This window comes from Pseudoalteromonas sp. P1-16-1b (assembly GCF_001401785.1).
Classification (GTDB): Bacteria; Pseudomonadota; Gammaproteobacteria; order Enterobacterales; family Alteromonadaceae; genus Pseudoalteromonas; species Pseudoalteromonas undina.
Genome location: NZ_LKGQ01000032.1, coordinates 1 through 13,087 on the forward strand (window position 1 = coordinate 1; position 13,087 = coordinate 13,087).

Sequence of the window (13,087 nt, forward strand, 5' to 3'; positions counted from 1 at the left end):
GCGGCACTAGCTCAGTTGGTAGAGCGCGACCTTGCCAAGGTCGAGGTCACGAGTTCGAGCCTCGTGTGCCGCTCCAATTTCTCACCAAAAGAAATTGTAGTAAAATTAAAATACGATATTAAATGCGGTACTAGCTCAGTTGGTAGAGCGCGACCTTGCCAAGGTCGAGGTCACGAGTTCGAGCCTCGTGTACCGCTCCAATCTTATTTACTTTACAGATATTCATTTTCAAATAGCAAAAAATGACCCATACGCGAATCATTATAAATTTAATTTATGTAACTTTTTTGAAATGTTCAATGTGTGCGAATGATCTATGTTGTAAAATCTAAAACGCTTCGCCTTGCAAAGTTGCAATAATGTGCCTTGAACCACCATGATCACGGTGCTCACCTAAGTATATTCCTTGCCAAGTTCCTAGTGCTAACTGACCATGGCTAATAGGTATAGTTAATTCGCAACCTAAGGTACTGGTTTTTATATGGGCAGGCATATCATCATCGCCCTCATAGTCATGACGGTAATAAGGCTGGCGCTCTGGAACAAATTGATTAAAGTGGCTTTCCATATCCATACGCACGGTAGGATCGGCATTTTCATTAATGGTTAAGCTGGCTGAGGTGTGTTGAATAAATAAGTGTAATAAACCAACTTTAAATTGGCTTATTTGTGGGAGTTGATTGAGTATGTCGTTATCAATTAAATGAAAGCCCCGCGAGCGAGGCTTTAATGTAATTGTGGTTTGCGACCAGCTCATAGCTTATCAAAACTCACTTCAATATTGGCATTACCTGCGTCACTGGTAAACGGCATAAGAATTTTTTTGCCGTCACTTTTGTGAGTAATAGTGTGGTTTTTACCAGACACAACAATGGGTGTTGCCATGGCAAAATCATAGCCTTTTTCACCTAATAAATTCTTAGCACCACCGGTAACCATATTAGTTATTTCACCGACCATGTCGGTTACTTCTTCATTTATGTCGTCTGGTCGTTCGCCTAACATTCGTTCCATAATGGTCAGCGCTAAACCTTCGTCGAAGGTAATTGAAAATGAACCGCGAGTTTGAGGGCCAACCATACCAATTAATCCCGATACATCACCACAGGCTATCTCATCTGTTTTAATGCGTGGCTTGCCTGGTTTTAACTGAGTTTGAGCCATAGTGCTCAATACATTCATCAAAGAAGCTAAAAAGGGATTAATGAACTCTACATTCATATTAGATGTCCTTAAATTGGTACTGATAAAGGTTATACGCAAAGTATAGCTATAGTCGCTTATCTATGCTCGGCAAGAGTCACATTTACCATGTGCTTCTATTGTTTGCCCGGAAACTACAAAGCCACTTTCGGCTGCCAAGTTATTGAGCTCATGTGAAATTACTGTTGAGTGCAGCTCTTTAACAAAGCCGCAGCTATCACAAATTAATAGCTGAACAGGATGAATATGATCAAAATGATGACACAACATAAATGCATTGGTGCTTTCAATTTTATGAATAAAACCGAGTTCGGCTAAAAAGTCTAAAGCACGATAAATCGTTGCAGGTTTAGCACCTGTTTCAGTGACTTTCAATTGCTCAAGTAAATCGTACGCCCCCACACCACCTTGGGCACTGGCCAATAAACGAAATACCTTCTCGCGAATTGGTGTGAATCGCGCACCACGGTTGTCGCACACTTGTTTTGCTTTACTTACGAGTGATTCTATATTCATCTTCTCTCATCCTTACGCTGCCGTGATATACTAACATACTGTATTGTAGTTGCAGCGTTTTATTAACCGATTTAGTGAAAAGGTACTCATTAATGCATGAACTATTAGCTATATTTATTTTCTTTTTTGCGGTTATCGATCCAATTGGCACAATCCCGGTTTTTATCGCCGTAACTCGTGGAGATGACGACAAGTTTAAGCGTAAAGTGATTTTTAAAGCCGTGGGTGTATCTGCTTTAGTGCTGTTATTTTTTGTAGTTGCTGGCGAGCAATTACTGAATGTGATTGAGATCCCGCTCTCGGCATTTCAAATAGCGGGTGGTTTAATTTTATTAATTTTTGCACTCTCCATGACCTTTGGTGAAAGCAAGCCTGAAGCTGAAATTAAAAGTGTTAGAGACAGCACTGAAACCGCTATTTTTCCGCTCGCTATCCCATCAATAGCCAGTCCCGGTGCCATGTTAGGTGCAGTATTAATGACACGCAATGAGGAATATACCTGGGTTGAACAAATGATTACTTCATCAATGATGTTAGCTGTTTTAGTGGTGGTACTGATTTTGTTATTACTTGCTACGCATGTACATAAAATAATAGGTGATAGTGGGGCGAGTATTATTAGTCGAATTATGGGGTTAATTTTAAGCTCAGTCGCGGTGACTAATATTTTAAACGGTATTGCACAATACTTTGGCTTGCAAGTGTTTGCTTAATATTGCTGCGCATAGGGCTTTTGTGTAAAATGCAGCGCCGTTTAAGCTGTGCTTAAATTATAAATTTTTGAGGATCACATTTTGGATAAACGTACTTTAAATCGACGCTTTAGCGTGGCACCCATGCTTGATTGGACTGATCGCCACTGTCGTACGTTTCATCGTAAAATGACAAAACACACCGTGCTCTACACTGAAATGATCACTACTGGCGCTATTTTATTCGGCCGCGGTGACTACTTGCATTTTAATCAGCACGAAGGCCCTGTGGCATTGCAATTAGGAGGATCCGATCCGCAAGCGCTAGCACAGTGTGCCAAGCTTGCTGGTGAGCGTGGTTATGATGAAATAAACCTTAATGTAGGTTGTCCGTCAGATCGCGTGCAAAATGGACGTTTTGGTGCCTGTTTAATGGCTGAGCCTAATTTAGTTGCAGAGTGTGTTGCTGCAATGAAAAGTGAAGTGAATATTCCGGTTACGGTTAAAACTCGTATTGGTATTGATGAGCAAGATTCTTATGAGTTTTTATGTGCTTTGATAGAGGCTTCACATAAAGTTGGCTGTGATGACTTTATTATTCATGCCCGTAAGGCATGGCTAAAAGGGTTGAGCCCAAAAGAAAATCGCGAAGTTCCTGAGCTTAACTACCCCCGCGTTTACCAGCTTAAAAAAGATTACCCACAACTTGATTTAAGTATTAATGGTGGTGTTAAAACCATTGAGCAAAGCCTTGAGCATTTACAGTACATAGACGGGGTTATGGTTGGCCGAGAGGCTTACAGTAATCCATTTATGCTTAATGAAGTAGATGAAAAAATTTATGGTGATGCGGCTAATACTCAGTCTCGACATGATGTTGTACGCTCTATGTATGATTACATTGAAGAAGAGATGCGTTTAGGGGCTAATTTTTGGCATGTTGCACGCCATATGTTGGGTATTTTTCAGGGGCAACCCGGTGCGCGTGGTTTTAGACGCCACTTATCTGAAAATGGTCATGGCAAGCAAGCTGATTTAAGTGTTATGGATAAGGCACTAAGTTACGTACCCGAGTAATGCCAATTTAATGCAATTGGCGTAACAGATCCTCTTTATAGAAAAAGCCACCTCAGGTGGCTTTTTTTGATCCCAAATTTTAGTCAAAAATGTAATTTATTAGCTAATCTGACTTAATTACATTCAGTGACTAGTCATTAACTTACCCGCCAAAAGCAATTTAAGTTAATGATATTTAATGAAAATAAAATAATTTTAAGTTGTTGGCATAACTCTTGGAATCCTGTTGATGTATAAATAAAAAATCATCAGGAGAATAACATGGGTATATTTAATCGCGTAAACGACGTCATTCAAGCAAATATCGTAGCTATGCTTGATAAAGCAGAAGATTCAGAAAAACTACTTAATTTGATGCTAACCGAAATGCAAGAGGCACTTAATGAGTGTCGTAGCACCGCGGCGGCATTATTATGTGAAGAAAAGAATATCAAGCGTCAAATAAGCAATAAACAACAAGCGCTCACAAATTGGCAATTAAAGGCCGAACATGCCATTGCAAAAAATTGTGACGATTTAGCTAAATCAGCACTAGCTGAAAAACACACAGTTGAAAAAAACATAGAATGCTTACAAACACAGCTTGAGACATTGCAGCAATCAATTGTAAAAATCACAGAGGACTGTGAGCGCCTACAGCAAAAAATGACACAGGCTAAAGCTAAGCAAGCACAACTTGTAAAGCGTGAAAATGTGGTTGAGGCAAGAGCAAAGATAAATACTCAGCTGCAGAGTGATAAAGTAGCCACTGCTTTATCACGATTTGAGCAAATTGAGCGTCGTGTTGAGAGTGTTGAATCGCAGGTTGAAGCATATGAGCTGACAGATACAGCGAGCAATACTGCGACGCAAATTGAGTCACTGGTTAAAAACGAAAAAATTGATGCAGAACTGGCAAGTTTAAAAGCGAGTTTAAATACTGCTAACAAACAAACAGCCTAAGGAGATTGTTATGAATAATTTTAATACGCATCGTCGTTGGTATAAAAATACGCTTAACAAAAAAATATCAGGTGTCTGTAGTGGGTTAGCCTACCGACTAGACTTTCCGGTATGGTCTACTCGTTTAGTCACCGTTTTATTATTTTTAAGTTTTCCGTTTGCAGTGGCGCTAGGTTATTTAATTGCGCACTGTTGTCTTGAAGAAAAAGCAGTGTAAGGGGAACGACATGAAAACTCTCGCCGTATGCCTACTTATTGTTACATTATTTTTGATTAATAGCGGCTCGATAATTCATTTTGATGTATGGCAATTTCCGTTGTGGATCTCAGATATTAGTTGGACTGGTATAGAGCTTATTGGGGCGTTAATCGCCATTATTGTTGTTATTGCGATTGCTGCTTTGGTAACCATGGGGCTTGTTGGCGCGGCGATGGTGGCACTGGCTGGAACTATATTAGCCTTTTTATTCGGATCACTGATGATTGCTTGGCCATTATTGTTTGTGGCAGGGTTGTGCTGGTTAATCGCAGATAACAAAAAAGTGGCTTCTTAAACTTAAATTAGCTGCCTAATATTAGGGAATTATGATAAATTTGGACTATATTTTTATGTTTTAACAAGGATTTTACTGATGATTAAACAATGTATTTTAAGTGCAAGTGCATTATTGGTGGGTGTTTTTTCGTCTTCGTTATTGGCGCACGAAGGGCATGAACACGATAGTGTTGTTGCGCAATTACAAGTAACAAATGCGCAAGTAAGAGAGTTTTTACCTGCCACTAAAGCCAGCGTGGGTTATTTTAGTATTGAAAACCACAGTAATGTGCCGGCAACACTCACAAGAGCGACCATAGATGGTTTAGGTCGTGTTGAGATCCATGAGCACGTTCACGCTGATGGCATGATGAAAATGCAAAAAGTAGAATCATTGCTTATTAAAGCTCACCAGCAACTCGATTTTAAGCCTGGAAGCTACCATTTAATGGTGTTTGAACCACAAGAGCCGTTAAAAGTAGGTCAAGAACGCAAACTCACGCTATATTTTGAAGACGGGAATCGAGTATTCACCAATGCGAAAGTAGTTTCGCTAGCATCGCAAGCTGAGCCGGTAAAAGCATCAAAAGATCATAGTCATCATTAGGGGGATAAATGTCACAGCATAAAGGAAAAATAATAACGGCATTGGTATTATTGTTTGTCGTATTTTACGCTATTGCAGTGTACTGGAGCATAGAGCCTGCACGTTTTGATGTGGTACAAAATGCCAAGCAGCAAGCGCAGCAACGCAGTGAAAAACCAGTAACAGGGTATGTAACAACTTCAACGCTTATCACCGTCGCTGATACCCTCTTAACTAAGTCAGGCGGTTATTTATCAAATGATGTACTGCCACCGAGCGTAATAATGGACAACATGCCCGCTTGGGAGTATGGCGCGTTGGAAATGGTGCGTGATTTAGCACTATCAATGCGAAAAGATTTTAGTCGTTCACAGTCACAATCTACTGAGCACGAAGCGCTTAAAAAAGCACAGCCACAATTTAATATTAGTTCTGAAGCATGGGCATGGCCAAGTGCTGAGGGCGAATATCAAAAGGGCATTGATTACTTATTAGTATACCGTTCTCAAATTGCGAATCAGCATGAGCGCGATAGCCAATTTTACTCACGTGCAGATAATTTACGCAGTTGGTTAAAAGAAGCTGAAAAACGCTTAGGTAGTTTAAGCCAACGTTTGAGTGCGAGTGTAGGTCAAGACAAGGTAAATACCGATTTAGCAGGCAACTCTTCAAATACACAAGCTACTTATACGCCATTACAACAACAAGTAAGAGCATCGTGGTGGGAAATTGATGATGTATTTTATGAGTCACGCGGTGCTACTTGGGCTTTACTACATTTTTTACAAGCGGTTGAATATGATTTTGCCGAAGTACTTGATAAAAAGAACGCCCGTGTTAGTTTACAACAAATTATACGCGAGCTTGAAGCGACCCAAGAAACCGTTTGGAGCCCAATAATTTTAAACGGCAACGGATTCGGTTATGTCGCCAACCATTCACTCGTTATGGCAAATTATATCTCTAGAGCCAATGCGGCACTGATTGAACTTAGCGAATTATTAGCGCAAGGATAAAAAATGAAAAAGTATTGTATAGCAGCAGCCTTATCAATGGCATGTTTAGCACCTGTAGCACAAGCCGATACTGTATTGGGTTTGTATGTAGGGGTTGATGGTTGGAAAGCCGATAATGACGGTAGCTTTTCTGATAATAATAACGCCCTACAAAACTTCAATTTTGAAGATGAGACTTTTGTTAGCTATTACGCCGCACTTGAGCATCCGGTTCCATTAGTGCCAAACTTAAAACTAAAATACACTGAGCTTGAACTAACCGGTTCAACGCAACTTGAAGATACATTTAGCTTTAATGGCTCTGATTATATTGTTGGCACTGATGTTAATTCAGTCACTGACTTATCGCACATTGATTATATTCTGTATTATGAAATTTTTGATAACGACTTAATCTCAATTGATTTAGGTATTAATGCTAAGCAGTTTGATGGTGAGCTTGTGGTAACAGGTACATCGCAACAAGGTGGCGCTAACTTCACTGAAATTGAAGAGTTCTCAGGTGTAGTGCCTTTAGCGTATGGACGTTTCGAAGCGGGTTTACCGTTTAGTGGTTTAAGTGTTTTTGCTGAAGGCAGCTTTTTAGCTATTGATGACAGTAAAGTACGAGATTACCAAATGGGTATTGCTTGGGAGTTGATTGATAACCTAGCGGTTGATGTTGCGGTTAAAGCGGGTTACCGCTCTATGGTTTTAGAGCTTGATGATGTAGATGATATTAATACTGATATTGATGCATCGGGGCCATTTGCGGGCATACAAGTTCATTTTTAAGCGCCGATTAGTTTAATGAAAAGCCACCTTGTGTGGCTTTTTTTAGTTATTTTGAAGTGTGCCACACTAATTCAAATTCCCCTTCAAATGCTGCACCAATTAACTGTTTGTACACTTTATTAATTGGGTAATTCATTAGTCTAAACAGTTCATCACCAGTTTGGGTAAACTTATAATAGCTTAGTACTAAGTCGTTACTTTTTGCTTTTAAAGTTAGTTTTTGAGTTAAAAAGGAGAGGGTGATCTCTTGTCCTGCTTTTAATGCAGCGGATTCAATCTCTTTACGATAAAGCAAGTTTAAGTCCATTAAGGTCAAAACATCAGGAAAGCTCACACCGCTTTTACCTATGCTTAATGACACTTTATTTCCCTTGCCTAATAAATCAAATAACGAGGGCTTTTTGTAATAACCTAAAAATATTAGGTGACTACTATCCTTTTCGTTATACCCTGAAATAGACACACACTTTCTTAATGAATCCGCTTCGCGCTGGGTCATGTGTTTGAGAGTTTGTAAGCTTTTTATAGAAAAAGTACCTGGGCTAATGGTTTCGCCAGTAAAAATTTTTGCCCACAATGTTTGCATTGATTGATTTGAGGTATCTTCACACAAGGCAATAAAGTGCTCTACCCAATCGGCATCAGGCTGTTTAGCGCAGGCTACATCAGGACAAAACTCCATTGCCAAGGCTAAAATAGTCTCGATATTTTGTTGTTGTTTTATTAGCAGTAGATCTTGTCTTTTTTGTGCTCGAGCTAACACTGAATGCTCGCTATTAATACGGTAAAGAGACTTTGATTTACCCTGCGTATTATAGGTTTTTTCATCAGCTGCAGGCGTATTACTCACTTTTGTGACCGAGTAACCTAACAGTGACTCAATAATATTGGCAAGTTTAATTCTGGCTTGTGCGGTTTTGACTGTCATGGCTTTCCATTATTGCTTGTGCATCACTGAGTTGGGCTACCGTCTTTAGGTTATTTAGCCCTAAGGTGACTATATTACTTAATATATTTTCAGCAAATATAGCAACATAGCCAGATATAAGCGGCACAGTTGCTTGTCCTTCTATATGCCAGGTTACAGTTTTTGCATGGGGGCTAAATAGTAATCGGCTAGTAATAATATGTTCTTGATTAAATAATACATTAAATACAACTTCATTGGCGCTTAATGAAGTGATTGTCATTTCGCCTTGCCCCCACTTTCCTTGCCAAGATTGATAGGCTCCCGCACCAGCACTAGGTTCACCAATGCTAAATTCAATATTGGGATCTATTTGCTGCCACGGCGACCATTTGTACCACTGAGTAAAATCTTCCACTAATGACTTTATAACAGGAGGGCGGGCATTTATTTTAATGCTTTTTTGCACGTGATAGTTTTGTGGTAAAAGTAATCCCACAACAACAAACGCCAACAGTAAGATGGCTGAAAACTGCATTAATTGTTTAAGTAGTTTAATAGGTATGCCTCATTGGTTTTAATATTACAGCATCTATGAATTATTAATAATCACAGCTTATTTAATAGTTTAGCCTAGAGTCGATCATTTTTATCTAGTTTATCTACTTTAAATAAATCTAAAAGCAGACATTAGCAGTAATCAGCTTAGATGATTTGTCTGTTTTAGTAATGCGATAAAGGTAAACAATTTTTAATCAGTGCTTTCATTTTGTGCTATATCAACGTGGATGTCGATAGGGTATAATTCGCGCCTTTTGTTATTGAACGGCCAATTTTATGAGCACATTAAAAGCTGATCGCGGCTTATTCTCATACCCTAAGTATTGGGCTGAGTGTTATGGCACAGCCCCATTTTTACCAACAACACGCGAAGAAATGGACGCGCTTGGCTGGGATAGCTGCGATATTATTATTATTAGCGGTGATGCTTATGTAGACCATCCTAGTTTTGGGATGGCCGTAATTGGCCGTGTGCTTGAAGCACAGGGGTTTAGAGTGGGCATTATTGCTCAGCCTGATTGGAACTCGAAAGATGCCTTTATGGCATTGGGTAAGCCTAACTTATTTTTTGGTATTACAGCCGGTAACATGGATTCGATGATCAATCGTTACACCGCTGAAAAACGAATGCGCCATGATGATGCTTACACACCGGGAAATGTAGGTGGCAAACGCCCCGATCGCGCCGTGATCATATACTCGCAACGTTGTCGTGAAGCCTATAAAGATGTGCCGCTCGTTTTAGGGGGCATTGAAGCCAGCTTGCGTCGTATTGCTCATTACGACTATTGGCAAGAAAAAGTACGTCGTAGCGTATTATTTGACGCTAAAGGCGATATTTTAATTTATGGTAATGCCGAACGCCCGTTAGTTGAAGTAGCGCATCGTATCGCTGCGGGTGAAACCATGGATACGATACAAGATGTGAGAGGCACGGCGGTTATTCGTAAAGAGCCTTTACCCGGTTGGCGTGGCAGTGATTCAACAGCCATTGATAAAATTGGTAAAATAGACCCTATTCCTAATCCTTATGGTGCGGATGATGTGGGTTGTGCTAAATCAGAATTTAAGCAAGCGGGTATTGATTTAAAAGCCGAAGCTGCAAAACCAATTACCATTCAGCCTGCGCGCCCTAAGCCATGGGAAAAAACTTACGTTAAGTTACCCGCTTTTGAGCAGGTCAGTGTTAATAAACCATTGTATGCCCATGCATCGCGTATTTTGCACCAAGAAACCAACCCTGGTTGTGCAAGAGCGTTATTTCAGCGTCATGGCGATCGCTCTATTTGGGTGAACCCGCCAGCTTATCCACTTGAAACCCAAGAAATGGATGATGTTTTTGGTTTACCGTATCAGCGTATTCCGCATCCAAGTTATGGCGATAATAAAATTCCTGCTTACGATATGATTAAAACGTCGGTAAATATAATGCGCGGTTGTTTTGGCGGCTGTTCGTTTTGTTCTATTACCGAGCATGAAGGACGAATAATTCAAAGCCGATCTCAAGAATCAATTATTGAAGAGATTGAGCAAATTAGAGATAAAGTACCAGGCTTTACTGGGGTTATTTCTGATTTAGGCGGACCAACCGCAAATATGTACAAACTGCGTTGTACCAGTAAAAAAGCAGAGAGTACCTGTCGCCGCTTGTCTTGTGTGTATCCTGATATTTGTAAGCATATGGATACTGACCATACCCCGACTATCGATTTATATAAAAAAGCGCGTGAGGTTAAAGGGATCAAAAAGATCTTAATTGCTTCAGGCGTGCGTTATGACCTTGCTGTACGTGATCCTCGTTACGTTAAAGAGCTAGTAACTCATCATGTTGGTGGATATTTAAAAATAGCCCCAGAACACACAGAAGACGGCCCATTATCAAAAATGATGAAGCCGGGTATGGGCGCCTATGATGAATTTAAAGCGCTATTTGATAAGTACTCTAAAGAAGCGGGTAAAAAGCAGTATTTAATTCCATACTTTATTTCTGCTCACCCAGGGACTAAAGACGAAGACATGGTTAATATGGCTTTGTGGCTGAAATCGAATGACTTTAAGCTTGATCAAGTGCAAAACTTTTATCCGTCACCGATGGCTAATGCGACCACCATTTATCATACTGAAATGAACTCGCTACGCAATATTAAAAATAATACTGAGCAAGTTGCGGTGCCAAAGGGCGCGCGCCAGCGTCGTTTGCATAAAGCAATTTTACGTTACCATGATCCTGCCGGTTGGCCAATGATCCGTGAAGCCCTTCGTAACATGGGCAAAGCTAAACTCATTGGTAAAGGTCCAAATTGTTTAGTGCCAGAAGAAGGCAGAGATGAAAGGCAAGCCAAAGGCGGTAAAGGTAACAAGGGCGGTCGCCCTGCGCTTACTCGTCATACTGGCTTTAGTCAGTTTAAAAAAGCCAACACTAAACCTAAGGTGGGCGGTAATCGCCAGCGCGCAAGGTAAAGTAATTATCGGCTTAAACAAAAACACCGCGTATTGACGCGGTGTTTTTATTTATAAAAAGATTAGAGCCTAAATCAATAACCAAGTTGCAGTGCCTAAAAAGGCAAATATACCAACAATATCAGTTACTGTGGTTAGTACCACACTGCCTGCCAGTGCTGGATCTATTTTCATTTTTTTAAGTAATAGTGGGATACTAGCACCCGCAATACCTGCTGCAACTAAATTCATAAACATAGCAAACGCTAAAACACCACCGAGTTTGAAATCCCATTGCCAAAGCGCAACGACACCGGCAATTAGGATAGACCAAACCATACCGTTAATCGCGCCGATAGCGAGTTCTTTTAATAATAAAAAACGTTGGTTAGTTTGGTTGATATGGCCCACCGCGATACCGCGAATAACCAAAGTTAAGGTTTGGCTGCCTGCAACCCCACCCATTGACGGGACAATGCCATTGAGCACAGCAAGAATTGGTAATATAGCTAAGGTGTTTTCGAAAAAGCTCGCCACAATTGCAGCCAGCAATGCAGTTAGTAAGTTTACACCTAGCCAAATTGAGCGCTTTTTAGAGCTTTTTAAGACCGGCGCAAAGGTATCTTCTTCATCATCAAGACCCGCTAAGCTTAATAAGCTATGCTCTGCATCTTCACGGATAACATCAACGATATCATCAATAGTAATACGACCAAGCAAATGCGCGTTGTCATCGACAACTGGTGCCGATATCCAGTTATGCCGTTCAAATAGTTGCGCTACTTCGCTTTCATCCATTGAAATAGGAATAGATTCACACTCTTCATCCATTAAATCCTGAACAATTTTTTCAGGGGGATTAGTTAATAAAGTGCTTAGCGATAAGGCGCCTAAAAAACAGTTATGTTTATCTACAACGTATAAGTCATCGGTGCCCTCTGGCAGTTCACCACGTAAGCGAATATAACGCAGTACAACATCTAGAGTCACATCTGGGCGAATAGTTACCGTATCGATATTCATCAAGGCGCCAGCAGAGCGCTCTTGGTAAGATAGAGCTTGTGTTGCACGCTCTCTATCTTGAATATCCATAGCGCTAACAACGTCTTTATATACGGTGTCTGGTAGGCTACGTAGTACTTCCCCTAAATCATCATGGCCCATATCTTCTGTTGCAGCAGCAATGTGCTCAGGTGCCATTTGCGCAATAATGCCCAAACGTACGTCTTCAGAGAGCTCTTCAAGTACATCACCCTGTACATCAGGATCAACCAGTTGCCAGAGCATACGACGAATTTTATGGGGAGATGATTCTAAAAGAAGTGCGGTATCACAAGGTGCCGTTTTTGCTAGCATGCGCCTAACTTGAACAAATTGACCACTATTTAGTGACTTAGTCACCTGTTTTAGTTGTTGTAGTGGAATATCTTGTTCTAAAGCTTCAGGCATTGGCGTCCTTAATTAAATTTTATTACACGATGATGGGGTATCGCTTTATCTTACTTTATATCAGTAAACTACCTCAACCACTATTAACCTTAGCTTATAAGCAGGATTACTCTTGCTCATTAAATCGTTGGTCAATGAGCTCACCAATTGCATTAAGTGCAGGCTCTGCGTCAGGGCCTTCACATACTACCTTAACTTCTTTGCCTTGACTGCTTTCGAGTAACATAAGTGCTAATACACTGTCGCCAGCGGCTTGTTTATCGTCTTGAAATAACGTGATTGAGGCATCAAATTGCACAGAAAGCTGTGCCAGCACCGTAGCTGCTCTGGCATGCAGGCCTAACTTGTTTTTTATTAAAAATGTGTTTTCTAACCGCATTAATATTCTCT

Annotated in this window: 16 protein-coding genes and 2 tRNA genes; 11 read left to right on the top strand and 7 right to left on the bottom strand. The window is 40.4% G+C overall.

Going from position 1 to position 13,087, the window contains the following annotated elements; all coding sequences use genetic code 11:
- Both AN392_RS16760 and AN392_RS16765 read left to right on the top strand, forming a co-directional pair.
- Positions 1-76 (top strand) — tRNA-Gly (locus AN392_RS16760).
- 48 nt (positions 77-124) lie between these two features.
- Positions 125-200: transfer RNA gene (locus AN392_RS16765), tRNA-Gly, on the top strand.
- Positions 201-328: 128 nt separating this feature from the next.
- On the opposite strand, the gene AN392_RS16770 is transcribed toward AN392_RS16765, so the two are convergent.
- From AN392_RS16770 to AN392_RS16780, 3 genes are all read right to left on the bottom strand, one after another.
- Positions 329-757, bottom strand: coding sequence for a secondary thiamine-phosphate synthase enzyme YjbQ (locus AN392_RS16770; RefSeq protein WP_010390538.1), 429 nt, complete (start codon positions 755-757; stop codon positions 329-331).
- Positions 754-1,221, bottom strand: a complete 468-nt coding sequence (locus AN392_RS16775; RefSeq protein WP_010390540.1) for a chemotaxis protein CheX — start codon at positions 1,219-1,221, stop codon at positions 754-756. Before AN392_RS16775 ends, AN392_RS16770 begins: the two co-directional genes overlap by 4 nt.
- 63 nt (positions 1,222-1,284) lie before the next feature.
- Positions 1,285-1,719 (bottom strand): transcriptional repressor, encoded by a 435-nt coding sequence (locus tag AN392_RS16780; RefSeq protein ID WP_008115496.1) that lies wholly within the window; start codon positions 1,717-1,719, stop codon positions 1,285-1,287.
- 92 nt (positions 1,720-1,811) lie between these two features.
- Here AN392_RS16780 and AN392_RS16785 point away from each other — a divergent pair, with 92 nt between their 5' ends.
- From AN392_RS16785 to AN392_RS16820, 8 genes are all read left to right on the top strand, one after another.
- Positions 1,812-2,432, top strand: a complete 621-nt coding sequence (locus tag AN392_RS16785; RefSeq protein WP_008115498.1) for a MarC family protein — start codon at positions 1,812-1,814, stop codon at positions 2,430-2,432.
- A gap of 123 nt (positions 2,433-2,555) precedes the next feature.
- Positions 2,556-3,488, top strand: a complete 933-nt coding sequence (gene dusA / locus AN392_RS16790; protein WP_036932963.1) for a tRNA dihydrouridine(20/20a) synthase DusA — start codon at positions 2,556-2,558, stop codon at positions 3,486-3,488.
- Between the two features lie 261 nt (positions 3,489-3,749).
- Positions 3,750-4,430, top strand: coding sequence for a PspA/IM30 family protein (locus tag AN392_RS16795; protein ID WP_055013330.1), 681 nt, complete (start codon positions 3,750-3,752; stop codon positions 4,428-4,430).
- Positions 4,431-4,440: 10 nt separating this feature from the next.
- A complete protein-coding gene (locus AN392_RS16800) occupies positions 4,441-4,647 on the top strand; it encodes a PspC domain-containing protein (RefSeq protein ID WP_010390548.1) in 207 nt (68 codons plus the stop codon).
- A 10-nt stretch (positions 4,648-4,657) separates the two neighbouring features.
- Positions 4,658-4,984, top strand: coding sequence for a hypothetical protein (locus AN392_RS16805; RefSeq protein WP_010390549.1), 327 nt, complete (start codon positions 4,658-4,660; stop codon positions 4,982-4,984).
- A gap of 78 nt (positions 4,985-5,062) precedes the next feature.
- On the top strand, positions 5,063-5,572 hold the full coding sequence (locus tag AN392_RS16810) for a copper chaperone PCu(A)C (protein ID WP_010390550.1): 510 nt from the start codon (positions 5,063-5,065) through the stop codon (positions 5,570-5,572).
- Between the two features lie 8 nt (positions 5,573-5,580).
- A complete protein-coding gene (locus AN392_RS16815; RefSeq protein WP_055013331.1) occupies positions 5,581-6,567 on the top strand; it encodes a DUF2333 family protein in 987 nt (328 codons plus the stop codon).
- Between the two features lie 3 nt (positions 6,568-6,570).
- Entirely contained in the window at positions 6,571-7,341 is a 771-nt protein-coding gene (locus tag AN392_RS16820; RefSeq protein ID WP_054202376.1) for a TIGR04219 family outer membrane beta-barrel protein, read from the top strand.
- A gap of 46 nt (positions 7,342-7,387) precedes the next feature.
- Here the strand turns inward: AN392_RS16820 and AN392_RS16825 are convergent, their stop codons facing one another.
- A complete protein-coding gene (locus AN392_RS16825) occupies positions 7,388-8,269 on the bottom strand; it encodes a TIGR03899 family protein (RefSeq protein WP_055013332.1) in 882 nt (293 codons plus the stop codon).
- Positions 8,238-8,786 carry an SRPBCC family protein gene (locus AN392_RS16830; protein ID WP_054202374.1) on the bottom strand — a complete coding sequence of 183 codons (549 nt, stop codon included), beginning with the start codon at positions 8,784-8,786 and terminating at the stop codon, positions 8,238-8,240. Before AN392_RS16830 ends, AN392_RS16825 begins: the two co-directional genes overlap by 32 nt.
- Before the next feature lie 299 nt (positions 8,787-9,085).
- On the opposite strand from AN392_RS16830, the gene AN392_RS16835 reads away from it, so the two are divergent.
- Complete coding sequence (locus tag AN392_RS16835) at positions 9,086-11,269, top strand: YgiQ family radical SAM protein (RefSeq protein WP_055013333.1); 2,184 nt, start codon at positions 9,086-9,088, stop codon at positions 11,267-11,269.
- Between the two features lie 69 nt (positions 11,270-11,338).
- Here AN392_RS16835 and mgtE read toward each other — a convergent pair whose 3' ends face one another.
- Entirely contained in the window at positions 11,339-12,697 is a 1,359-nt protein-coding gene (gene mgtE / locus AN392_RS16840) for a magnesium transporter (protein ID WP_008115512.1), read from the bottom strand.
- Between the two features lie 106 nt (positions 12,698-12,803).
- Complete coding sequence (locus AN392_RS16845; protein WP_008115514.1) at positions 12,804-13,076, bottom strand: HPr family phosphocarrier protein; 273 nt, start codon at positions 13,074-13,076, stop codon at positions 12,804-12,806.
- Positions 13,077-13,087: the final 11 nt, after the last annotated feature.

What these genes read in the sequence shown, in the direction of transcription:
- AN392_RS16770 (WP_010390538.1), bottom strand. Translation starts at nt 757, where the DNA reads ATGAGCTGGTCGCAAACCACAATTACATTAAAGCCTCGCTCGCGGGGC.
- AN392_RS16775 (WP_010390540.1), bottom strand. Translation starts at nt 1,221, where the DNA reads ATGAATGTAGAGTTCATTAATCCCTTTTTAGCTTCTTTGATGAATGTA.
- AN392_RS16780 (WP_008115496.1), bottom strand. Translation starts at nt 1,719, where the DNA reads ATGAATATAGAATCACTCGTAAGTAAAGCAAAACAAGTGTGCGACAAC.
- AN392_RS16785 (WP_008115498.1), top strand. Translation starts at nt 1,812, where the DNA reads ATGCATGAACTATTAGCTATATTTATTTTCTTTTTTGCGGTTATCGAT.
- dusA (WP_036932963.1), top strand. Translation starts at nt 2,556, where the DNA reads ATGCTTGATTGGACTGATCGCCACTGTCGTACGTTTCATCGTAAAATG.
- AN392_RS16795 (WP_055013330.1), top strand. Translation starts at nt 3,750, where the DNA reads ATGGGTATATTTAATCGCGTAAACGACGTCATTCAAGCAAATATCGTA.
- AN392_RS16800 (WP_010390548.1), top strand. Translation starts at nt 4,441, where the DNA reads ATGAATAATTTTAATACGCATCGTCGTTGGTATAAAAATACGCTTAAC.
- AN392_RS16805 (WP_010390549.1), top strand. Translation starts at nt 4,658, where the DNA reads ATGAAAACTCTCGCCGTATGCCTACTTATTGTTACATTATTTTTGATT.
- AN392_RS16810 (WP_010390550.1), top strand. Translation starts at nt 5,063, where the DNA reads ATGATTAAACAATGTATTTTAAGTGCAAGTGCATTATTGGTGGGTGTT.
- AN392_RS16815 (WP_055013331.1), top strand. Translation starts at nt 5,581, where the DNA reads ATGTCACAGCATAAAGGAAAAATAATAACGGCATTGGTATTATTGTTT.
- AN392_RS16820 (WP_054202376.1), top strand. Translation starts at nt 6,571, where the DNA reads ATGAAAAAGTATTGTATAGCAGCAGCCTTATCAATGGCATGTTTAGCA.
- AN392_RS16825 (WP_055013332.1), bottom strand. Translation starts at nt 8,269, where the DNA reads ATGACAGTCAAAACCGCACAAGCCAGAATTAAACTTGCCAATATTATT.
- AN392_RS16830 (WP_054202374.1), bottom strand. Translation starts at nt 8,786, where the DNA reads ATGCAGTTTTCAGCCATCTTACTGTTGGCGTTTGTTGTTGTGGGATTA.
- AN392_RS16835 (WP_055013333.1), top strand. Translation starts at nt 9,086, where the DNA reads ATGAGCACATTAAAAGCTGATCGCGGCTTATTCTCATACCCTAAGTAT.
- mgtE (WP_008115512.1), bottom strand. Translation starts at nt 12,697, where the DNA reads ATGCCTGAAGCTTTAGAACAAGATATTCCACTACAACAACTAAAACAG.
- AN392_RS16845 (WP_008115514.1), bottom strand. Translation starts at nt 13,076, where the DNA reads ATGCGGTTAGAAAACACATTTTTAATAAAAAACAAGTTAGGCCTGCAT.